Below are 20,827 nucleotides of genomic sequence, written 5' to 3' on the forward strand. Positions count from 1 at the left end.
GCGAAGATCCCTGGTGAGACGGGAGAGATCGGCACACAGTGGCGCCATGGCCCTGGCACCACCCGTTCGCGTACCCGCTCCCGTCCCGCTGCCGCTGCTGCGTCACTTCACCCCGAACTGGTACGCAACCGTCATGGGCACCGCCATCGTGGCCAACGCCGGCGCGGCGCTCGATATCCCCGGCACCCGTCCGGCGCTGACCGCCGTGTGGGCGCTCTCGGCGGTGCTGCTGATCGCCGTGGTCACCACCCGATTGCTGCACTGGCGCCATCACCGCGACCGGGCCGGGGCAGACCTGCTGGACCCGATGGTCGCACCGTTCTACGGCTGCGCTGCGATGGCGACCCTGTCGGTGGGCAGCGGCACGCTGTCCCTGGGCGGCCCTGTGCTGGGCGAAGCGGCAGCGCTGACGGTCGCCGTACTGCTCCTGGTCGTGGGGACCCTCGCCGCCGTGGGCACGGCCGTGGTGATCCCCCGTCTGATGGTGGTCCACCGGCGGATCGAGCCGGGCTCGGCGTCCCCGGTGTGGTTGCTGCCCGTGGTCCCACCGATGGTGGCCGCCGCCTCCTGGCCACCGCTGGTGTACGAGTTGCCCGCGGGCCCCTGGCGTACGGCCGTACTGCTGGCGAGCGGTGCGATGTTCGGTGCAAGCCTGCTGGGGACGCTCGCCGTCCTGCCGTTCGTCTTTGCCCGACTGCTGCGCCACGGCCCGCTGCCGCTCGCGCTCACCCCGGCCCTGTTCCTGGTCCTCGGGCCGTTGGGGCAGTCGACAGCAGCCGCCGACGCCATGGCCGACGCGTCCGGGAGCGTGCTCCCTGCGCCCCACCCGGGCGCGCTCGCGGTGTTCGCCGTGGTCTACGGGGCGGTGGCGATGGGCTTTGCGCTGCTGTGGCTTGCGTACGCCGGGTCCACGGCGGTACGCGCACTGCGCCGGGGGATGCCGTTCACCCTGGGGTGGTGGGCGTTCACCTTCCCGGTCGGCACCTGTGTGACGGGGGCCGCGGCGCTCGGCGAGCGGACGGACCAGACCGCACTGACCGCACTGGCCTGCGCGTTGTACCTCCTCCTCGGTACGGCCTGGGTGGTGGCCGGTTGTCGCACCGTGCGGGGACTGTTCAGCGCAGAGCTGCTCGCAGCGCCGCGCCCAGCACCGCCGGTGCCGTCACCAGGGACGGCCCGTACCAGGTGAGGTGGCGCCCGCTGACCAGGGCTGCGGGGAGGTGGGGAAAGGACTCGGGGCCGTCGTCGGCGGTGAAGCGGTACGGCTCGTCGGGGAGGACGACCAGGTCGGCTCCGCTGCCGTTGAGTTCGTCGAGCGGTATCCGGGGGTAGCGCTCCGGGTGCCCGGCGTACACCTGGTCGACGCCGAGCCGCCGCAGCAGGTCCCCGGCGAAGGTGTCCCGCCCCAACACCATCCACGGCCGCCGCCAGATGGGCACGACGGCGGTGACGGAGGGCACCGCGTCCGACAGGGGTGCCGACCAGGCGTCGGCGGCATGGTCCAGCCAGGCCGGCCGGTGCAGTCCCAGGCCGTCCACGAGGACCCGTTCCAGTTCACGCAGGGCCTGCGGGAGATCGCGTACCTCGGTTAGGAGAACCGGAAGACCGGCGGCCCGCAGGGCGTCCAGGTCGGGTTGCCGGTTCTCCTCCTCGTTGGCGATCACGAGATCGGGCGCCAACCGGATCACGGCCGCCACATCGGGGTTCTTGGTGCCTCCGATGCGCGGTACATCGAGGTCGGCGGGGTGGGTGCACCAGTCGGTGGCCGCGACCAGCGCCCCGGGCGCGCTGACGGCCACGGCCTCGGTGAGCGAGGGGACCAGGGAGACGACCCGTGGCGCCGCAGGTGCCGCGGACACGCTCTAGCGCTCCGGGGGGCCGATGTGCTCGGCCACGGTGACCACGACGATCCGGGTCTCCGGGAGGGCGGCCCGCCAACGATGTCGTACGCCGCCGGACAGGAAGAGTGCGTCACCGCTGCCCAGACGGTAGGCGCGGCCCTCCGCCTCGACCTCGACCACGCCGTCGGCGACGTACATGATCTCGTCGTTGCGGTGCTCGAACTCGCCGTCGGTGTCGTGCTCCCCGGTGAACTCCAGCGCCTCCAGTTGGTGCCGGCCGTGGACCAGCCGTCGGGTGGCACCCCCCGGGACGGTACGGTCCGTGTCGTCCAGGGCAGGTGGGGTTTTCGCACGGACGACCGCGACGGTCCGCGCCGCATCGGAGGCCGCGATCAAACGCCCCACGGTGGTTTCCAGGGCATCGGCGACGCGCTCCAGGGAACGCGTGCTGGGGCGGGCCCGCTCGTTCTCGATCTGGCTGAGGAAGGGCACCGACAGCCCACTGCGCTCGGCGACCACGGCAAGGGTGAGCTCCAGGGCGCGACGGCGCCGGCGCACTGCCGCGCCCACCCGAAGAGGTTCGGTCTCCTTCGGGTCCTTGCCGTCCTTCGTGTCCATCCGCCCGGCTCCCCTTCCTGGTCCTGTATCACCATACGCAGCTTCCGGGCTCGGTCGCGCGCATACGGTGCACGGGCCAGGTATCCAGGGGGTTCAGCACACCGGGGCGGCCTCCGCAACCGGCGGAGACCACCCCGTGACACCGTGTCGTCGAAGGCGGCGGGAGCCGCTGCGGCTACTGCGGTGCCATCGCCTTCTCCACCCGTGGGTTCTCGGCGAGCCAGGTGCGGACCGCGTCCTGCTCCTCGCCCTTCCCCGCCCGTTGGATCTCCGCCTCCAGATCCGTGAGCTGCTTCTCGGTCAGCTGGAAGTCCCGCAGCCAGCGGGCGATCTCCGGCTGGTCGTCGGAGAAGCCCTTGCGGGCGACGGTGTGGACGCCGTCGCCCTCGCCCCAGGCGCCCTTCGGGTCCTTCAGCTTCTTCAGGTCGTGGGTGCTGTAGGCCCAGTGCGGCGACCAGAGCGTGGTGACCACGGGTTCCTTCTTCTGGTACGCCCGCTTCAACTCGGCGAGCATTCCGGGGGTGGACCCGTCGACGACGGTGTACTCGCCCTCCAGGCCGTACTGCTTGAGGACCTCGTCCTTGAGGAGTCCCATCATTCCGGCGCTCGGCTCGATGCCGATGATGCGGCCCTTGAAGGTGGCGGACCGCCCCTTGAGGTCGTCGAGCGAGTCGATGCCGTCGACATAGGCGGGGACCGCCAACTCCAGCGAGGTCGGACCGAACCAGGAGCCGAGGTCCTCCAGGTCCTTCTCGTACTTCTTCCAGTACGTGGCGTGGGTGGTCGGCAACCAGGCGTCGGTCTGGAAGTCGATCTGACCGCCCGCGAGCCCCGTGTAGAGCGCGCCGGCCTCCAGTTGCTGGGTCTCGACCGTGAAGCCACGGCGCTCCAGCACCTCCTTCCACAGGAAGGTGGAGGCGATGCCCTCGTCCCAGGGGATGTAACCGATGGTCACCTCACGGCCCTTGCCGATCCCCGCGCCCTTGCCGTCCTGCGTGCCGTCGCCGGTGACGACGCCCATGCCGGCGGCGATCAGCCCCAGGATGACGACGCCCGCGAGGGCGACGACGGGTTGGGGGCGGTGGTTCCACAACGAGGGGCCGCCTGCCGCCTCCTTCGCACGGGCGATCGCCCGCCGGCCGAGCGGCGACACCTGGCGGCCGAGTTCACCGGTGATCCGGTCCAGGTACATGGCGAGGACGACGATGGAGACTCCCGCCTCGAACCCGAGGCCGATGTCGACGTTGCCGATGGCGCGGTAGACCGCTCCGCCGAGGCCGCCGCCGCCGACCATGCCCGCGATGACCACCATGGACAGACCCAACATGATCACCTGGTTCACGCCGGCCATGATGGTGGGCAGCGCCAGGGGGAGCTGTACGCGCACCAGGGTGTTGCGCGGCGTGGTGCCAAAGGCATCGGCGGCTTCCACCAGCTCCTTGTCCACCTGACGGATGCCGTGTTCGGTCATCCGCACACCGGGGGGCAGTGAGAAGACGATGGTGGCGATGATCCCGGGGACCACGCCGACGCCGAAGAAGATGATGCCGGGGATCAGATAGACCATGGCCGGCATGGTCTGCATAAAGTCCAGCACCGGCCGGATCACCGTGCTGACGGTCGAGGAGCGCGCGGCCCAGATGCCCAGCGGTACGGCGATCGCCAGGGTGACGACGGTGGCGACGAGCACCAGCGACAAGGTCGACATCGCCTCGTCCCACAGCTCGATGGAGTCGATCAGGGCGAAGCCCGCGAAGGCCAGCGATCCGGCGACCAGCCCGCGCAGCCACCAGGCGAGCACGGCGAGGATCCCCGCGAAGAGCAGCGGTTCCGGTGCGGTCAGGGCTGCGTCGATGCCCTCGTACATCCCCGTGACCAGGGAACTGATCGCGTCGAACAGCCAGGAGAGGTGCAACTGGAGCCAGTCGACGCCACGGTCGACCCAGTCGCCGAGGTGGAGTCTAGGCACGGGACACCGCCCGGGCATCGCGATGCGCAGCACTATCGGCCTTGACTGCGTTCATGGTGCTTTCGGTGCTGTCTCGTCTATCTGGCTTATCTGATCTATCTGTGCCGTCTGCGTCCTCGGTGGTCCGGGCGGTTTCCGTCGGGTCCGATGAGGGCCCCGGAGGCGCTTCCTTCACCGCAGGCTCACCGAGGACCGCCAACAGCCGGGAGCGCGGGACGACCCCGACGAGTTCCCCTTCCTCGTCGACCACGGCGACGGGCGCATCGGTCGTGGAGCAGGGCGTGAACAACTCCGCGATGGGTGCGTCGACCGGCACCGCTGCGGGCGCGGCGGCCAGGACGTCCCGGGCACACGTCAGCTTTCGGCCGCGGTCGGTCACCGTGCCGTACACACTGTCCGCGTCCGCCATGATCGCGCCCGCGGTGAGCACTCGGGAGCGGTCGACGTCCTGGGTGAAGCTGGCGACGTAGTCGTCCGCGGGGGTGACGAGGATGTCCTCCGCGGTACCGAGCTGCACGATCGCACCGTCCCGCATGACCGCGATCCGGTCGCCGAGCCGCATCGCCTCGTTGAGGTCGTGGGTGATGAAGACGATCGTCTTCTTCAACGTCTTCTGGAGTCGTAGCAACTGGTCCTGCATGTCACGGCGGATCAGCGGATCGAGCGCGCTGAAGGACTCGTCCATCAGCAGCAGATCCGCATCGGTGGCCAGCGCCCGGGCGAGTCCGACGCGCTGTTGCATTCCCCCGGAGAGTTCATCGGGCCAGGAGTCCTCCCAACCGGCGAGGCCGACGAGCGCCAGGGCCTCCTTCGCGCGCCGGGCGCGGTCGGCCGCGGCGACGCCCTGGACCTGAAGTCCGTAGGCGGCGTTGTCGAGGACGCTGCGGTGGGGGAAGAGTGCGAAGTGCTGGAAGACCATGCTGATCCTGGTGGAACGCACGGCGCGCAGCTCTCGGGGGCTCAGGGCGGTCAGGTCCTGGCCGTCGAAGAGGACTCGGCCCGCGGTGGGGGTGAGCAGTCCGTTGAGCATCCGCAGCAGGGTGGACTTGCCCGACCCGGAGAGGCCCATGACCACGAACGTCCGGCCGGGCTCGACCGTGAACGAGGCGTCGATCACGGCGGCGGTCGTGCCGTCGGATCGAAGTTCGGCGCGGTCGACGCCCTCTTCGAGTCTGCGGACCGCATCGTCGGGTCGTCTGCCGAACACCTTGTACAGATGCTCTGCTTGAAGCCTGGACACATACACCTCACGCGTTGAACGGAACGATCCACCGGCCCCCCTCGCGGCGCATCGCATCGGAGCCGGTGGGTTCCGCCCACGCACCCCTCGGTCGTCTCGGTCGTCGTGCGGTCGATGGACGTCGACGCATGCTCACCACCGCCGAGGGTCACCGAACGTCGTCGACCCTCGGCGAACGTCAGCAAGGTCAGCGAGGTCAGAACGAAATACCCAGACAAGCCCAACAAGACGGACGGACGGACCAAGGAGCTGCTCCGGGGGCGGAGCCTGCCCCTGGCCTGCAATGACAAACAAAAAGGTGACCTAGATCACCAATGACCTGTTTGTAACTGTTGAGCAGATCGCACGTCCGGCCCGGACCACCCCCGTACGCCCCGCCCTGTACACCCCGCACGCCTCGCACCTCGGCGTGGGGCCGGGCGCTCCTCGTCATTGCCGACCGGTGTCAGTGGGCTGCGGCATCATCAGGGGGGTGACGCGACGCCTGATGCTCCTCGACACCGCCTCCCTCTACTTCCGCGCCTACTTCGGCGTTCCGGACTCCGTCCGCGCCCCGGACGGCACTCCGGTGAACGCCGTGCGGGGTCTGCTCGAATTCATTACCCGACTGGTCCAGGACCACCAGCCGGACGATCTGGTCGCCTGCTGGGACAACGACTGGCGACCGCAGTGGCGGGTCGATCTGATCCCCTCGTACAAGGCGCACCGGGTGGCCGTCGAAACCGAGACGGGTCCGGACGAGGAGGAGACCCCGGACACGCTGGCACCCCAGGTGCCGGTGATCGCCGATGTGCTGGACGCCCTGGGCATCGCCCGTATCGGCGCCGACGGCTACGAGGCGGACGATGTGATCGGCACCCTCACCGCCCGCGCCACCGGCCCGGTCGACATCGTCACCGGCGACCGGGACCTGTACCAGTTGGTGGACGACGCCCGGGCCCGCCGGGTGCTGTACCCCCTGAAGGGCGTCGGCACGCTCCAGCTGACGGACGAGCGCTGGTTGCACGAGAAGTACGGGGTCGACGGACCCGGCTACGCACAGATGGCGGTGCTACGGGGAGATCCCAGCGACGGACTGCCGGGGGTGCCCGGGATCGGCGAGAAGACGGCGGTGAAACTGCTGGACTCGTTCGGGGACCTGGCCGGAGTGCTGGCAGCCGTGGAGGATCCGACCTCGAAGCTCACGCCCTCGCAGCGCAAGCGGCTCGACGAGGCGCGGCCCTATCTCGCCGTCGCCCCCACCGTCGTCACCGTCGCGTCCGACGTGCCCCTGCCCGTCTTCGATCCCGCGCTCCCCTCAGCACCGCGGGATCCGGTGGCGCTGGAAGCACTCGCGCAGCGTTGGGGGCTCGGCAATGCGCTGGGGCGGCTGCTCACCACTCTGGGGACGTGATGCATACCGGGCCCGGGTTCATGATGCGTCCCGCGAAACCTGTAATTTCCTGAGCAAGATGTTAACTTAGGCAAGCCTAAGCAATGTCCGAATTCAGGGAATTCAGGGAGACCACCGTGGCGGAACGAGCTTCCCGCACTGCACCGAGGGACATCTACGAAGCCCGTGTGGTCCATACCGAACGGCTCACGCCGCACATGGTGCGCGTCGTCTTCGGCGGGGAGGGCCTGTCCGGTTTCGCCATGGATGGTCACACCGACAGCTATGTGAAGCTGATCTTCCTGACGGAGGGCATCAGCTATCCGGAGCCGTTCGACCTGGTCCGCATCCGGCAGGAATTCCCCCGTGACCAGTGGCCCCTCAACCGCACCTACACCGTGCGCAGCTGGGACGACGCCCAGGGCGAGTTGACCATCGACTTCGTGGTGCACGGCGATGAGGGTCTGGCCGGCCCCTGGGCCGCCAAGGCGGCGCCGGGCGATGTGCTGCACGTGCTCGGCCCGCACGGCGACTACGCACCCGATGCAACGGCGGACTGGCACCTCCTCGTGGGCGACGAGAGCGCACTCCCCGCGATCGCCGCCGCGTTGGAGCAGATGCCTTCCGGCGCGGTCGTCCATGCGTTCATCGAGGTCGACGGCGTCGAGGAGGAGCAGAAGCTCCTCGCTCCGGACGGCGTTGAGATCCAGTGGTTCCACCGCGGGGGCGGCCCGGTCGGCGAAGCCCTGGTGAAGGCGGTCGTCGAACTCGACTTCCCCGAGGGCAAGCTCTGCGCCTTCGTGCACGGCGAGGCGGCTTTCGTGAAGGAGTTGCGGCGCCATCTGCGGCTGGAGCGGCAGGTGCCGCGCGAGCAGTTGTCGATCTCGGGGTACTGGCGCTACGGCAAGAACGACGAAGCGTGGCGTGCGGTGAAGCGCGAGTGGAACGAGCAGGTCGAGCGGGAGCAGGAGCAGGTCGCCTGACGCCACTGCGGAGCCATCGGCACCCCCGGTCGACCTGACGGCCGGGGGTTCGTCATGCCCGCTCCCCCTTTCGTGGGCGACGCCTAGTTCGCCGAGGCCCCAGGGGACGCCGAGGACGCAGAGGAGTTCGGGGACGCCGGGGAGGTCGGCGGGTGTCCCCCCATCGCCCCGTACATCCGTGATGAGCGGTCCACATGGGCGAGGTGTCGAAGCGCCGAGAGCATCGCCTCCCCGAGCACGGTGCCCACTATCACCCGCTCGACCACACCGTCCAGGGTCGCCTTGGTCGCCACGAAGTCCAGATCGGCCCGGGCCACGCCCTCCGCGGCGTCGGCATAGGCGTCCAACACCTGCCCGAAGTCGCCGTGTCCGATGCGATGCAGGGTGGCCAGGGCCCCCGCCAGCGCCTCCATCGCCGGACAGTCGTCCACGTCCTGCCACTCCCGCCGGGCGACCAGATCCGCTACCTGTTCCCTGGCGGTCTCCAGCGCCTCGTCCGGCTCGACATCGGGATAGCGCTGGACCAGGAGGTCCGAGGCGACACCCAGCACCTTGTGCACCGATTTGCTGGGGTCGTCCACGGCGGCGAGGACGTCTGCGATGGCGGCGACCTTGAGGCCCCCCACATCGAGGAGTGCGCGGATCAAACGCAGTCTGCGTTCGTGCGCGTCGCCGTAGGACGCCTGGTTGGGGCTGCTCAACTCCCCTGCCGGCAGCAGTCCTTCACGTACGTAGTACTTGATCGTCGGGACGGGAACCCCGGTCCTGCGACTCAACTCACCGATGCGCACGGCCCGTCCACCTCTCCGCCCTTGCCCTTGACCTTCCCCATCATAGATAGTGGCGCTGACGGATAGCGGACAGTGCCGCTATCTATACTTTGACAGGGGTCATCCATGTCCACCTGGCGTTCCTGGCATCGCCCACTCATGCTCTTCGCCGCGTCCATGGCCGGATTGGCCGCGGCATCGGCCATCGGCATGTTGGTGGACGACCGAATACTCGTGGGCTCGCCCATCTGGTTCAAACCCTTCAAGTTCTCCGTGTCCCTGCTGGTGTACGCGGTGTCCCTGGCCTGGATGCTCTCGCTCCTCACCCGCCGCCGACGGGCGGGCTGGTGGGCGGGAACCACGGTCGCGGCGACCGGGGCCATCGAAATGGTGATCATCACCGCGCAGGTCGTCCGGGGGAAGCGCAGCCACTTCAACAACGAGACCGACTTCGACACCCTCCTCTACACCATCATGGCCTTCACGATCGTCACCCTGTGGACGGCGGCCCTGATCATCGCGATCCTGCTGTTCCGCTCCCGCATTGAGGACCGCGCCTCCACCTGGGCCCTGCGGCTCGGCTCCGTGATCGCCCTGATCGGCGCCGGCCTCGGCTTCCTGATGACCCAGCCCACCTCCGAGCAGCGGGACGCGATGGGCGAAGGCACGGCCACCGTGATCGGCGCACACAGCGTCGGAGTGCGCGACGGAGGCGCCTCCATGCCGCTGACCGGCTGGTCGACCACCGGCGGGGACCTGCGCATCCCGCACTTCGTGGGGATGCACGCCCTCCAGGTCCTGCCCCTGCTGCTGCTCGCCCTGCTGGTCCTCGCCGCCCGCTATCCCCGACTGGGCGACGAACAGGTTCGACTGCGCCTGGTGCTCACCGTCTCGGCGATCTACGCCGCCGTGTTCGCCCTGGTCACCTGGCAGGCCCTGCGGGGCCAGTCACTGGTCGATCCCGACGCCGCGACCCTGACCACGGCCGCCGTCATCGCCGTGGGCGGCGCACTGGGAGTCCTCCTCTCCCTGCGCGGCGGAACGTCAACCCCGCGTCCCCCTGCGGGGAGCGGCACCGAACAGGAATCCACCGGAACGAGGCTGTCCGCATGACCGAATCCCTCTTCGACCTCTCGTTCCTGCTGGTGGTCCCCTTCTGGGTGCTGATGATCTTCGCCCCGACCTGGCGGGTCACCTCCCGGATCGCCCGCTCACCGCTGACGGTGGTGCCGATCCTGGTCGTCTATCTGGCACTCGTCCTGCCCGTCATGCCCGAACTGTGGACGCTGGTGACCGAGCCGACCCTGGCCAAGCTCCAGGACCTGGTGGAGATCGCGGACGGCGCGGGAGCGGTGTGGGCCCAGATCCTCGCGTGGGACCTGCTGGTCGGACAGTGGATGTTCCTGGAGTCCCGACGGCTGGGCATCCACCCCGTGGTGATGGGGCCGCTGCTCGTCTTCACGATCCTGCTCTCCCCGTTCGCCCTGCCCGTCTTCCTGGTGCTGCGAGCGGTCATGGGCGTACGGCACGACAAGCGCCGTGCCCGGGAGGGCGCGCTCCAGGAGAGCTGAGAAGACGAACCGGCAGGGTCTGGGGGACGCCGCAGTCGCGGCGTCCCCCATCCGTGTGCCATCCCCGACGACCGCACCCGATCGAGTGAAGTCCGACCACGGGGTCCGCCCCCATCCCGGCCGGGCCCGATGCGATACCCCTGCAACAAACCGAGCACCCGGACCAATCCAGCGGCCCCGCAGCCTCGAATAGCTGGTGAAGACTGTCGGACGACAGTCCGTTCACTGGAGGAAAGACCGCGTGAAAGAACCCGTATTCGTCGGCGGTCCTGCCCCGGCCCAACCGGACCTGCAAGAGTTGCTCGGCCTGGTCGCCCTCGGTGATCAGGACGCCTTCTCACGGGTCTACGACGCGGTGTCCGGGCCCGTTCTCGGGCTGGTGCGGGCCGTGTTGCGGGACCCCGCCCAGTCGGAGGAAGTCACCCAGGAGGTGCTGATCGAGGTGTGGCGTACCGCCGCCCGCTACCAGCCCTCGCGCGGCTCCGCCATGACCTGGATGCTCACGCTCGCCCACCGGCGCGCGGTGGACCGGGTCCGCTCCGCCCAGGCATCGTCCGACCGCGAACAACGCGCGGCGCTCCTGGAGCGGACACCCGCGTACGACGAGGTCACCGAACAGGTGGAGGCCAGCCTCGAACGCGAACAGGTCCGCCGCTGTCTGCGCGGACTCACCGAGCTGCAACGGCAGTCGGTGACCCTCGCCTACTACCGGGGCCTCGCCTACCGCGAGGTCGCCGAACTGCTCGCGGTGCCCCTGGGCACGGTCAAGACACGACTGCGCGACGGTCTGATCCGACTGCGCGACTGCCTGGGGGTGAATGCATGAACGCCGCCGACCTCCACACGTTGACCGGCGCCTATGTGCTGCATGCACTGGGGTCGCAGGAACGCACTGCGTTCGAGCGCCATCTCACCGACTGCGCCTCCTGCGACCAGGAGGTGCGCGAGTTGGCGGCCACGGCGGGAAGGCTGAGCCTGGCGGTGGCGATGATGCCTCCGCCCGAGCTCAAGCAGCAGGTGATGCGCCGGATATCGAACGAGCGCCAGGTGCCGCCGGGGCCCGATCGTTCCCGTCCGGTACGCGGCGGTCGTGGCCGGGCCCTGTCCCGCTTCGCCCTCGCGGCATGTGTGGCGGCGGCGGTGGGCCTCGGCGGCGTGTCGGTCTGGCAGCACCAGGAGGCCGGTGACGCCCGACGGGCCGCACAGCGCGCCGAGCAGCGGTCGGCCGATCTCGCCGCAGTGCTCGCTGCCCCGGACGCCAAGGTCACCACCGGTGCACTGCCGGGCGGCGGCAGCGGCACGGTCGTGGTCGCCAGGTCCCTCAACCGGGCGGCCTTCTTCACCACCGACATGCCCAGACCACCGGCCGGCAAGGTGTACCAACTGTGGTTCAACGACGACGGAACCATGCGTTCGGCCGGGCTGATGGACTCGACCGCGTCCGACAACGCCGTACTGATGAAGGGCCCGGTGAACGCCGCTTCGGGCATGGGCCTGACGGTGGAGCCCTCGGGCGGCTCCGCTGAGCCGACGTCCGCACCCCTCGCGGTGATGGACTTCCCGGCCTGAGGGCACCGGACGGTGAGCGATGCACCGGCCGGGCCGTCGACACTTCGTACGAGAGGTGCCGGGTGGGGCGCAACCCCACCCGGCACCGTCCCCCGTCCCGTCTCACCGAGGAGCTCGCCCTGACCGTTCCCGTGCCCGCCGCACCACCGCGTCCCCCGCTGCCGCCGCACCCCGGGAGGGTCGGCGCATGAGCGTGTCCGTGATGCTGTTCACCTCCGACCTGCGGGTGCATGACCAGCCCGCGCTGAGTGCTGCTGTCCGCAACGCCGACTCCGTGGTCCCCCTGTTCGTGGTGGACCGAGGAGTGAGCCTGGCCGGCTTCGACGCCCCCAACCGACTGGCCTTCCTCGCCGACTCCCTCGCGTCCCTCGATGCGCACCTACAGGAGCGCGGGGGCCGGCTGGTGGTCCGTACCGGCGATGTCGTCGAGCAGGTCTGTCGGGTGGTGACCGAGACCGGTGCCGGCTCGGTGCACATCGCGGCGGGCGTCAGCGGCTACGCCCGCCAACGCGAGGACCGGCTCAGACGAGCACTCCAGGACCTGCGGTGCACCCTCGATGTCCACGACGGGGTGGTCACCGCCCTGCCCCCGGGTGAGGTCACTCCCACCGGCAAGGACCACTTCGCCGTCTTCACCCCCTACTTCCGTCGTTGGGAGGCGGTCGGGTTGCGCCGGGCGTTGGGGGCGCCGCGCCGGATCGACGTGCCCGAACTGCCCGGCCATCCGCTGCCCCGACGCTCCTCGGTCGCGGGGGTCTCTCCGGGGCTCGCCCCTGGTGGCGAGCGGGAGGGCAGACTCCGGTTCACCGCCTGGCTGGCGGATGCATCGGCCGGCGTCGACGCCTACGAGGAGCGGCACGACGACCTCCACGGTGACGCCACTTCGCGGCTCTCGCCCCATCTCCACTTCGGCACCCTGTCGGCGACCGAACTCGTCCAGCGCGCCCGGAAGCGCGGCGGCCCGGGCGCCGAGGCATTCGTACGGCAGTTGGCCTGGCGGGACTTCCACCACCAGGTGCTCGCGGCCCGGCCCGATGCGGCCCACGCCGACTACCGTCCCCGCCATGACCACTGGCGCCGCGACGACAAGGAGCTCACCGCTTGGCGGGAGGGGCGCACCGGCTGCCCGATCGTGGACGCGGGGATGCGGCAGTTGCTGCACGAGGGCTGGATGCACAACAGGGCCCGGCTGCTGACCGCGAGCTATCTCGCCAAGACGCTCTACCTCGACTGGCGGGCGGGGGCACGACACTTCCTGCGGCTGCTGGTCGACGGAGACGTCGCCAACAACCAGCTGAACTGGCAGTGGGTGGCGGGGACGGGGACGGACACCCGGCCCAACCGCGTGCTCAACCCGCTGGCGCAGGCCCGGCGGTTCGATCCCAAGGGTGACTACGTACGGCGCTGGGTGCCCGAGTTGGCGGATCTGCCGGGGGCGAAGATCCATCGACCGCAGGAACTCGGGGACCGCGAACGGGCTCGACTCGACTATCCGGAACCTCTGGTCGATCCGGCTGAGGGCAGGGCCCGGTTCGAACATGCGCGGGGCCTGCACTGACACTTCCGGGGCGGTCGTCGTACGAAGTGCGCCGGCAGCGGACCGAGTTGGGTTCGATGTGTCGAACACGATCTAGGCTGGGCCGATGCAACACAGGGACCGGCTGGACCGGGTGGTGGGAGCCGTTGTGGGATCGGCGGTCGGGGACGCGCTGGGAGCACCCTTCGAGTTCCGAGAGCGGGGGGTGTTCGCACGGGAGTTCCCGAGCGGGGTGGGTGTCATGTGCGGTGGCGGCGGCTGGGATCCGGGCGAGGCCACCGACGACACCCAGATGGCCGTCCTGGTGGGGCACTCGCTCCTGTCGCACGGCGGACTCGACCCGGTGGACGTCTTCGGACGCTTCCAACAGTGGGTGGCCGGCGACCCCAAGGACGTGGGCCTTCAGACGGAGGACGTCCTCACCAGCGGACGCCCTTGGGACCAGGCGGCAGCCCATCACTTCCGGATCACGGGCCACTCCGCCGGCAACGGCTCCTTGATGCGTGCCTCCACCGCGGCGGTCTACTTCGCACCTGCCGGCCGGGAGGTGACGATGTCGGCGGGCCGCCGGATCGCCGCTCTCACCCACGGGGACCGGGCGGCCTGGGAAGGCACCGCGATCCTCCACGAGTTGATCCGCGTGGCTCTGGTGGGCGAGGACCCCTGTGCGGCGGTCGGGTCGGTGCTTCACCAGGTGGACGCGGCGCATCGCGACCGCTGGGCCAAGGTGCTGGCGCCGGGCTGGCAGCCCAGTGACGCCACCGAGTTCAACGGCGCGGTATGGCCGTGCCTCGGGTCAGCGGTGTGGGCGCTCCGGACGACCGGTTCGTACGAGGAGTCCCTGGCCGCCGCGATCGACCTGGGCGGCGACACGGACACGGTGGCCGCGGTGACGGGGATGCTGACGGGGGCGGTGTACGGGGCTTCGGCGATCCCCGAGCGCTGGTCGGAGCCCCTGCACGTCCCGCTGCCCGGTTTCGGTTCCACGGTGTTGCGCACGCCGGACCTGGTGTCGCTGGCCCTGGCGCTGGCCTCTGACCGGACCGCCCGCTGACGGGCCCGCTCACCCCGGCCCGATCGATGGACCCGGGTGAAGGCGCCGGCCGATCGCGCGCGGTGGCCCGACCAAGGGCGCATACGAGAAGGGGGCCGGCACGCCCGGTGGCGCCCGACCCCCTCACCTTGGCCCTGCGGGCTCATCCCACCGAGCTGTAGGCCACCACTCCCCGCAGCAGTGCGTCGACGGCCTTGCGCGCGTTCTTCGACACCGTGCTGCCGCCTTCGGACGGCGCCGCTGCGGCGATCTGCCCCAGGACGTCGATCACCTGCTTGCACCAGCGGACGAAGTCGCCCGCGGGCATCTCCGCTTCCCGCAGCACCTCGTCCAGGCTCTTGTCGGACGCCCACTGGTAGACGGCCCAGGCGAAGCCGAGGTCGGGCTCCCGCTGGCCCACCCCTTCCGCCTGGTTGATCTTGAAGTCCTCCTCCAGGGCGTCCAGCCGACCCCAGATGCGGACCATCTCGCCCAGCGCGGCCTGCGCCGCACCGGCGGGGACCTTGGGTGCGACCGCGTCGTCCGACTGACGTGCCTCGTAGACGAGGGCCGAGACGCACGCGGCGAGTTCGGCCGGACTGAGCCCCTCCCACACCCGGTCCCGCAGGCACTCGCTCGCCAGCAGGTCCAACTCGCCGTACAACCGGGCGAGCCGCTTGCCGTGCGCCGTGACCTCGTCGTCCCGCAGATAGTCCATCTCGGTCAGCAGGGCCACGATCCGGTCGAAGGTGCGGGCGATCGTGTTGGTGCGCCCCTCGATGCGGCGCTCCAACTGCCGGGTGTCACGCTGGAGCCGGTAGTAGCGCTCCGCCCAACGGGCGTGGTCCTCCCGCTCGGCACAGCCGTGGCACGGATGGGCCCGCAGTTCGGTACGCAGCCGGGCGATCTCACGGTCATCGGCCGCGGCCGAGCGCTCCTTGCGGTGCCGCTCGGGCACGATGTGTCCGGCCTTCGTCCGCAGCGCCGACGCCAGGTCACGCCGGGACTGGGGCGAACGCGCATTGAAGGACTTGGGGATGCGCATCCGGTCCAGGGCCTCCACGGGCACCGGGAAGTCGATCGAGGCCAGCCGCTTGACCTGCCGTTCGGCGGTCAGGACGACGGGACGGGGACCGTCGTGATGCTCGAACCCGCGGTGCCCGTTGGTCCTTCCGGCGGGAAGGCCCGGATCGAGGACGAGCGCCAGCCCGGCGAACTTGCCGGTGGGCACGTGGATGACGTCACCCGGCTTGAGCCGCTCCAACGAGACGGCCGCAGCCGCCCGACGCTGTGCGCTGCCCTGCTTCGCCAACTCCGTTTCCCGGTCCTTGAGGTCGCGGCGCAGCCGTGCGTACTCCTCGAAGTCACCGAGGTGACAGGTCATGCCCTCGCGGTAGCCGTCGAGCCCTGCCTCGTTCTTCTGGACCTGCCGTGAGATGCCGACGACCGAGCGGTCCGCCTGGAACTGGGCGAACGAGGTCTCCAGCAACTCCCGCGACCGGTGCCGCCCGAACTGCTGCACCAGATTGACCGCCATGTTGTACGACGGCTTGAAGCTGGACCGCAGGGGATAGGTCCGGGTGCCGGCGAGGCCCGCGAGTGCGGCCGGGTCCATCGCCCTCTGCCACAACACCACGGCATGGCCCTCGACATCGATGCCCCGCCGCCCGGCCCGCCCGGTGAGCTGCGTGTACTCGCCGGGAGTGATGTCGGCGTGCTGTTCGCCGTTCCACTTGACGAGCTTCTCCAGGACGACCGAACGCGCGGGCATGTTGATGCCGAGCGCGAGGGTCTCGGTGGCGAACACAGCCTTCACCAGACCGCGCACGAACAACTCCTCCACGACCTCCTTGAAGGTGGGGAGCATTCCGGCGTGGTGCGCGGCGATGCCCCGCTCCAGTCCCTCCAACCATTCGTAGTAGCCGAGGACATGGAGGTCCTCGGTGGGAATGCTCGCCGTCCGCTCCTCCACGATCTCGCGGACCCTCAGCCGTGCACCGTCGTCGTTGAGCCGCAGCCCCGCGTACAGACACTGCTGGACGGCGGCCTCGCAGCCGGCCCTGCTGAAGATGAAGGTGATCGCGGGCAACAGCCCCTCGGCATCGAGGCGATCGATGACCTCGGGTCGCCCGGGCGTCCAGATCCGGCTGCGCTGGCGCCGCTCGCGCTCGCGATCGGCCTCGCGGACCATCTTGCCGCGCCGGCGGTCACGGGGGTTGTACGAACGCTGGTTCTCCATCCGGGCGAGCCGGACGAGGTCGGGATTGACCTCCCGCCGGCCGACACCGCGGCCTCCGTGGTCGGTCTCCTCCTCGAAGAGGTCGTACATCCGGCGGCCGGCCATGACGTGCTGCCACAGGGGCACCGGCCGGTGTTCCGAGACGATCACTTCGGTGTCACCACGGACCGTGTCGAGCCAGTCGCCGAACTCCTCGGCATTGGACACGGTCGCCGAGAGCGACACCAGTGTCACCGACTCGGGCAGATGGATGATCACCTCTTCCCAGACCGCGCCCCGGAAGCGGTCGGACAGATAGTGCACCTCGTCCATGACGACATAGCCGAGTCCGCGCAGCGCCTGCGATCCGGCGTACAGCATGTTCCGCAGGACCTCGGTGGTCATCACGACCACCGGAGCATCGGCGTTCACACTGTTGTCGCCGGTCAGCAGGCCCACCCGGTCCGCGCCGTACCGCTTGGCGAGGTCGGTGTACTTCTGGTTGGACAGGGCCTTGATGGGCGTGGTGTAGAAGCACTTGCGGCCCTGCTGGAGGGCGAGATGGACGGCGAATTCGCCGACGATGGTCTTCCCTGAGCCGGTGGGCGCGGCAACGAGCACACCCCTACCCGCTTCCAGGGCCTGACAGGCTTCGATCTGGAAGGGGTCCAGATCGAACTCGTACATCTCGCGGAAGGGGGCCAGCGCGGTGGCCTCCTCGACGGCGCGGATGCGGGCGGCGGCGTAGCGCTCAGCGGGTGAGAGATCCTCGGTCATCTTGCTCACGAGCCTACCCGCCGGGTACGACAGTCAGCGCGGCCTTAACGGACGGATCGTCGCCCCGGGTGCACATGGACGCCCTGGTCCGGTGGTGGACGCACAGCCCCGAGCGCCCTTGGACGCAAACGGCGGTCGGCAGGCGCTCGGCCCTGTCGGACGCTCCTGCGCTAACCGTGGGTGAGCACCCGTACCGCCCCGGTCACACAGCTCGCGGTCAGCGGTAGCGGGCCCAGCGACTCCCCGTCCGCGTAGCCGGTGATCCCCTCCGCCTCCACCGTGATCGAGCGGGCCCGGTGGACGGTGACCTTCGGATGGTCGAGGTGGGTTCCGCGGTAGACCCGGGGAAAGACCCGCAGCAGGGTGGTGCGCGTACAGTCCGCGACCACGGTCACGTCGAAGAGGCCGTCATCCAGTTCGGCCCCTGCGCAGATCCGCATCCCACCGCCGTAGGACGGTCCGTTGCCGATGGCAATGAGCGTGGCTTCGAGGTCCTGCGGCGGTCCGCCGTCCAGACTCATGCGGTAGGAGATGGGGCGCAGCGCCGCGAGTTCGGCGAGCATGGCGACGTCATAGCTGAATCGGCCGCGCGGCCATCGCATCCGGTTGCCGCGGTCGTTCACCCGGGAGTCGAAGCCGGTGGCCAGGACCGTACCGAACCAGGTCCGTCCCACGCGCCCCAGGTCGATCGCGCGGGCCGTTCCGGCGTGCAGGGCCCGTGCCGCTCGCCGTCCGGCGCGGGCCGGATCCCCTATCGGTAGCTCCAGTGCGCGGGCGAAGTCATTGCCGGTGCCCACGGCGATCACCCCGAGTGGCGTGGTGGTTCCGGCGACGGCCTGGAGGGCGAGGGACACGAGCCCGTCACCGCCGACGGCTATCAGCGCCCCGGTTCCGTCCGCGACGGCCGAGCGGGCCCGGCGCAGCGCATCGGGCGCGTCCTCGCCCACGAGCGTACGCACAAAGAACCCGGCCTCGCGGAGGGCGCGGGCGGCGGGCTGGGCCGCGTGCGCTCCTCGGCCACGGCCCGCGGTGGGATTGACGACAAGGGTGATCTCGCTGGTCACCTGCGAGAACCTAACCCATGTCGGGGCGGTGGCCGAGGGTCGGGACGACTAGCCGGGTCGAGCCCGGTCGGCCGTTGCCGCCCCGGTGGGCTGGTCTCAGGTGATGTCGTCGTAGCCGTTGAGCTGGTGCGCGCGTCCGCCGCTGCCCTTCGACTGCTCCGGGAGCGTACGGGTGGCTCCCACCGGCTCGACGTCATCGACGTCCTCGGGGGTGAGATCGAGGTCGGAGGCTTCGTCCGCGCCGGGGCCCTTGGCTTCGCGAATCGCCCGCCGGCGATCGTTAACCAGGGAGAATCCGGTGGCGAAGAAGTACAGGACGACGATCGGCACGGCCAGGAGCACCATCGTCAGCGGGTCGGTGCTCGGGGTCGCGAGGGCGGAGAAGACCGTGATCCCCATGATCATTCCGCGCCACCAGCCGAGCATCTTGCGCCCGGACATGACCGAACCGAGGTTGAGCAGGATCAGCAGCAGCGGCAGTTCGAAGGCGAGCCCGAAGACGACGACCATGCGGGTGACCAGATCGAGCAGGTTGTCCAACGGCAGCAGGTTGTCCACGCCGAAGGGGGTGAACTCGATCAGCACCTTCGCGGTGGTGGGCAGCACCTGGTAGGCGAACCAGCCGCCGCCGAGGAAGAGCGGGAACCCCGCACCGACGAACGCGAGGGCGTACTTCTTCTCGCTCTTGTGCAGACCGGGCGCGAGGAACGCCCAGAGCTGGTACAACCAGATCGGCGAGGCGAGCACCACGCCCGCCATCAAGGAGACCTTGAGGGCCAGGGTGAAGGGCGTCAGGAGACCGTTGATCGTGATCTCGGCGCAGGTGGTGCCCTCGGGCTGCTTCCTCAGCTCGGAGAAGGAGTCGGGGCATCCGACCGACTCCAGGACCGGCTTGGTGAAGAAGTTGATGATGTCGTTGTAGAAGAAGGCCGCGACGACCGTGACGACGACGATGGCCAGCAGCCCCTTGGCGAGGCGGTTCCGGAGCTCACGCAGGTGCTCCACGAGGGGCATCCGGCCCTCGGGGTCCTTCTCCTGCTTGCGGGCAGACTTGAGCAACCCACGTCCTCATCTCGTGCGACAGGCCCGCAACGGTGACCGGGCCCGTGGTCGGCCCTGTCTCAGCGCTGGGTGGAGTCCGTCGGCTCGGCCACGGGTCGCGAGCTGCTCACGTCTCCGGGGGCGGCCTTGATCGTGCGCGGGGCGGGTGCGTTGTCCTCCGGGGCGCCGGGCTGCGGCGGGGCGGCCGGGGCGGTCTGCTGGCCGTCCGACTTCATCGCCTTCGCCTCGCTCTTGAGGATGCGGGCGGACTTGCCGAGCGAACGGGCCATGTCCGGGAGCTTCTTGGCACCGAACAGCAGGATGATGACGACGAGGATCAGGATGATCTCCGGAGCGCCGATCCGTCCGAACATAAGCGTGTACCTTCTCACCGAGGCGGCATGGGGCTGAGCTGCGGTAGCGGTGGTCGAGCCGCAACCGGCTGCGATCGTAACTCTCACGGGTGAACACAAGGCAATCCCCTTGCGTACTCCCGTTTGCGGCCGGTGCCTCATTACCTGTGACCGCCGTCCCTCAGCGTACCGTCCTGCTGAGACATACAGCAGGGGCGAGATCGGCGGCGATCGCCCGAAGTGTGACTTCCTGGGGTGATTGGACAGCGCCCGATCCGCTTCGGAAGCTTTCGTTCCGCGCAGGGTGTCCCACTCCGTGATACGGACCTGCATCTGCGCCCGTCCCGGGGCCGAGGCCGCTAGCGCAGGGTCTCGCCGGTCCGGGCGAGGTCGGACGCCGCCCGCTCCAGATCCTCCGCGGCCCGGCTGATGCGCTCGGTGGTGCGGGCGACCTCGTGCCCCAACCGCTGGGTCTCGATGAACACCCGGGCACCGAGGACACCGAGGACGGCGATCCCGAGGAAGCCGAGGGCGATGGCGATCATGGGCCAGAACATGCGGCCGAGCCTAGACGGTTCCCGCCGGGCGGGTGAGCCGCAAGGTGCGGACCCCTCCGACCGTGAGCATCTCGACGATGCGCTCCCCCGCCGGCTTGCGCACCGACGTACCGCACTCGGGACAGGTGAACGAGTAGAAGGTCGTACGGTGACTGGCTCCGATGGCCAGCCGTAGCGCCTCGGCCGACAACTCGAAGCGGGCGCGGCAGTCGGGGCAGCCGGCGGTGAACACCACCGGCCCCTGTGCGGAGGTGACTGACGACATCAGAGACATGCGGTGCGACTCTCCTTGTCCTGACCGGCGGGCTGAGTTC

At 69.8% G+C, this 20,827-nt stretch carries 20 protein-coding genes; 9 read left to right on the forward strand and 11 right to left on the reverse strand.

Annotated elements, in window-relative coordinates:
* Positions 1-46 precede the first annotated feature (46 nt).
* Positions 47-1,189, forward strand: coding sequence for a TDT family transporter (locus ABZ348_RS27375; protein ID WP_358937423.1), 1,143 nt, complete (start codon positions 47-49; stop codon positions 1,187-1,189).
* Here the strand turns inward: ABZ348_RS27375 and ABZ348_RS27380 are convergent.
* The 4 genes from ABZ348_RS27380 to ABZ348_RS27395 form a co-directional block, all read right to left on the reverse strand.
* Positions 1,116-1,859, reverse strand: a complete 744-nt coding sequence (locus ABZ348_RS27380; protein WP_358937425.1) for a helical backbone metal receptor — start codon at positions 1,857-1,859, stop codon at positions 1,116-1,118. The genes ABZ348_RS27375 and ABZ348_RS27380 overlap by 74 nt on opposite strands.
* 3 nt (positions 1,860-1,862) lie before the next feature.
* Complete coding sequence (locus ABZ348_RS27385; protein WP_358937427.1) at positions 1,863-2,459, reverse strand: XRE family transcriptional regulator; 597 nt, start codon at positions 2,457-2,459, stop codon at positions 1,863-1,865.
* Positions 2,460-2,634: 175 nt separating this feature from the next.
* Entirely contained in the window at positions 2,635-4,428 is a 1,794-nt protein-coding gene (locus tag ABZ348_RS27390) for an ABC transporter permease/substrate binding protein (RefSeq protein WP_358937429.1), read from the reverse strand.
* Positions 4,421-5,668, reverse strand: a complete 1,248-nt coding sequence (locus ABZ348_RS27395; RefSeq protein WP_358937431.1) for a betaine/proline/choline family ABC transporter ATP-binding protein — start codon at positions 5,666-5,668, stop codon at positions 4,421-4,423. The genes ABZ348_RS27390 and ABZ348_RS27395 overlap by 8 nt, the downstream gene beginning before the upstream one ends.
* 487 nt (positions 5,669-6,155) lie before the next feature.
* Here ABZ348_RS27395 and ABZ348_RS27400 point away from each other — a divergent pair, with 487 nt between their 5' ends.
* Together ABZ348_RS27400 and ABZ348_RS27405 are read left to right on the forward strand one after the other, a co-directional pair.
* On the forward strand, positions 6,156-7,061 hold the full coding sequence (locus tag ABZ348_RS27400) for a 5'-3' exonuclease (RefSeq protein WP_358937497.1): 906 nt from the start codon (positions 6,156-6,158) through the stop codon (positions 7,059-7,061).
* 116 nt (positions 7,062-7,177) lie between these two features.
* Positions 7,178-8,023 (forward strand): siderophore-interacting protein, encoded by an 846-nt coding sequence (locus tag ABZ348_RS27405; protein WP_358937433.1) that lies wholly within the window; start codon positions 7,178-7,180, stop codon positions 8,021-8,023.
* A gap of 83 nt (positions 8,024-8,106) precedes the next feature.
* Here the strand turns inward: ABZ348_RS27405 and ABZ348_RS27410 are convergent, their stop codons facing one another.
* Positions 8,107-8,814, reverse strand: coding sequence for a MerR family transcriptional regulator (locus ABZ348_RS27410; protein ID WP_358937435.1), 708 nt, complete (start codon positions 8,812-8,814; stop codon positions 8,107-8,109).
* Positions 8,815-8,919: 105 nt separating this feature from the next.
* Here ABZ348_RS27410 and ABZ348_RS27415 point away from each other — a divergent pair, with 105 nt between their 5' ends.
* From ABZ348_RS27415 to ABZ348_RS27440, 6 genes are all read left to right on the forward strand, one after another.
* Positions 8,920-9,906 carry a hypothetical protein gene (locus ABZ348_RS27415; protein ID WP_358937437.1) on the forward strand — a complete coding sequence of 329 codons (987 nt, stop codon included), beginning with the start codon at positions 8,920-8,922 and terminating at the stop codon, positions 9,904-9,906.
* Positions 9,903-10,364: an ABA4-like family protein gene (locus ABZ348_RS27420; protein ID WP_358937439.1), complete on the forward strand. Its 462-nt coding sequence runs from the start codon at positions 9,903-9,905 to the stop codon at positions 10,362-10,364. The genes ABZ348_RS27415 and ABZ348_RS27420 overlap by 4 nt, the downstream gene beginning before the upstream one ends.
* Before the next feature lie 241 nt (positions 10,365-10,605).
* Positions 10,606-11,190 carry a sigma-70 family RNA polymerase sigma factor gene (locus ABZ348_RS27425; protein WP_358937441.1) on the forward strand — a complete coding sequence of 195 codons (585 nt, stop codon included), beginning with the start codon at positions 10,606-10,608 and terminating at the stop codon, positions 11,188-11,190.
* Positions 11,187-11,933: an anti-sigma factor gene (locus tag ABZ348_RS27430; protein ID WP_358937443.1), complete on the forward strand. Its 747-nt coding sequence runs from the start codon at positions 11,187-11,189 to the stop codon at positions 11,931-11,933. Before ABZ348_RS27425 ends, ABZ348_RS27430 begins: the two co-directional genes overlap by 4 nt.
* Positions 11,934-12,120: 187 nt before the next feature.
* On the forward strand, positions 12,121-13,491 hold the full coding sequence (locus ABZ348_RS27435; RefSeq protein ID WP_358937445.1) for a deoxyribodipyrimidine photo-lyase: 1,371 nt from the start codon (positions 12,121-12,123) through the stop codon (positions 13,489-13,491).
* Positions 13,492-13,576: 85 nt separating this feature from the next.
* Positions 13,577-14,524 carry an ADP-ribosylglycohydrolase family protein gene (locus ABZ348_RS27440; protein WP_358937447.1) on the forward strand — a complete coding sequence of 316 codons (948 nt, stop codon included), beginning with the start codon at positions 13,577-13,579 and terminating at the stop codon, positions 14,522-14,524.
* Positions 14,525-14,666: 142 nt separating this feature from the next.
* Here ABZ348_RS27440 and ABZ348_RS27445 read toward each other — a convergent pair whose 3' ends face one another.
* The 6 genes from ABZ348_RS27445 to ABZ348_RS27470 all read right to left on the reverse strand — a co-directional run bounded on the left by ABZ348_RS27445 (position 14,667) and on the right by ABZ348_RS27470 (position 20,787).
* The gene (locus ABZ348_RS27445) at positions 14,667-17,498 is read right to left on the reverse strand and encodes a DEAD/DEAH box helicase (protein WP_358937449.1); all 2,832 of its coding nucleotides are present in this window, start codon (positions 17,496-17,498) and stop codon (positions 14,667-14,669) included.
* Between the two features lie 170 nt (positions 17,499-17,668).
* Entirely contained in the window at positions 17,669-18,562 is an 894-nt protein-coding gene (locus tag ABZ348_RS27450) for a diacylglycerol kinase (protein ID WP_358937451.1), read from the reverse strand.
* Between the two features lie 96 nt (positions 18,563-18,658).
* A complete protein-coding gene (tatC, locus tag ABZ348_RS27455) occupies positions 18,659-19,621 on the reverse strand; it encodes a twin-arginine translocase subunit TatC (protein WP_358937453.1) in 963 nt (320 codons plus the stop codon).
* 62 nt (positions 19,622-19,683) lie between these two features.
* Complete coding sequence (gene tatA, locus ABZ348_RS27460; protein WP_358937455.1) at positions 19,684-19,977, reverse strand: Sec-independent protein translocase subunit TatA; 294 nt, start codon at positions 19,975-19,977, stop codon at positions 19,684-19,686.
* A gap of 338 nt (positions 19,978-20,315) precedes the next feature.
* A complete protein-coding gene (locus ABZ348_RS27465) occupies positions 20,316-20,513 on the reverse strand; it encodes a hypothetical protein (RefSeq protein WP_358937457.1) in 198 nt (65 codons plus the stop codon).
* 10 nt (positions 20,514-20,523) lie between these two features.
* Entirely contained in the window at positions 20,524-20,787 is a 264-nt protein-coding gene (locus ABZ348_RS27470; RefSeq protein ID WP_358937459.1) for a hypothetical protein, read from the reverse strand.
* Positions 20,788-20,827 lie beyond the last annotated feature (40 nt).

The organism is Streptomyces sp. NPDC005963 (genome assembly GCF_040638655.1).
In the GTDB taxonomy this organism is placed as follows: Bacteria; Actinomycetota; Actinomycetes; order Streptomycetales; family Streptomycetaceae; genus Streptomyces.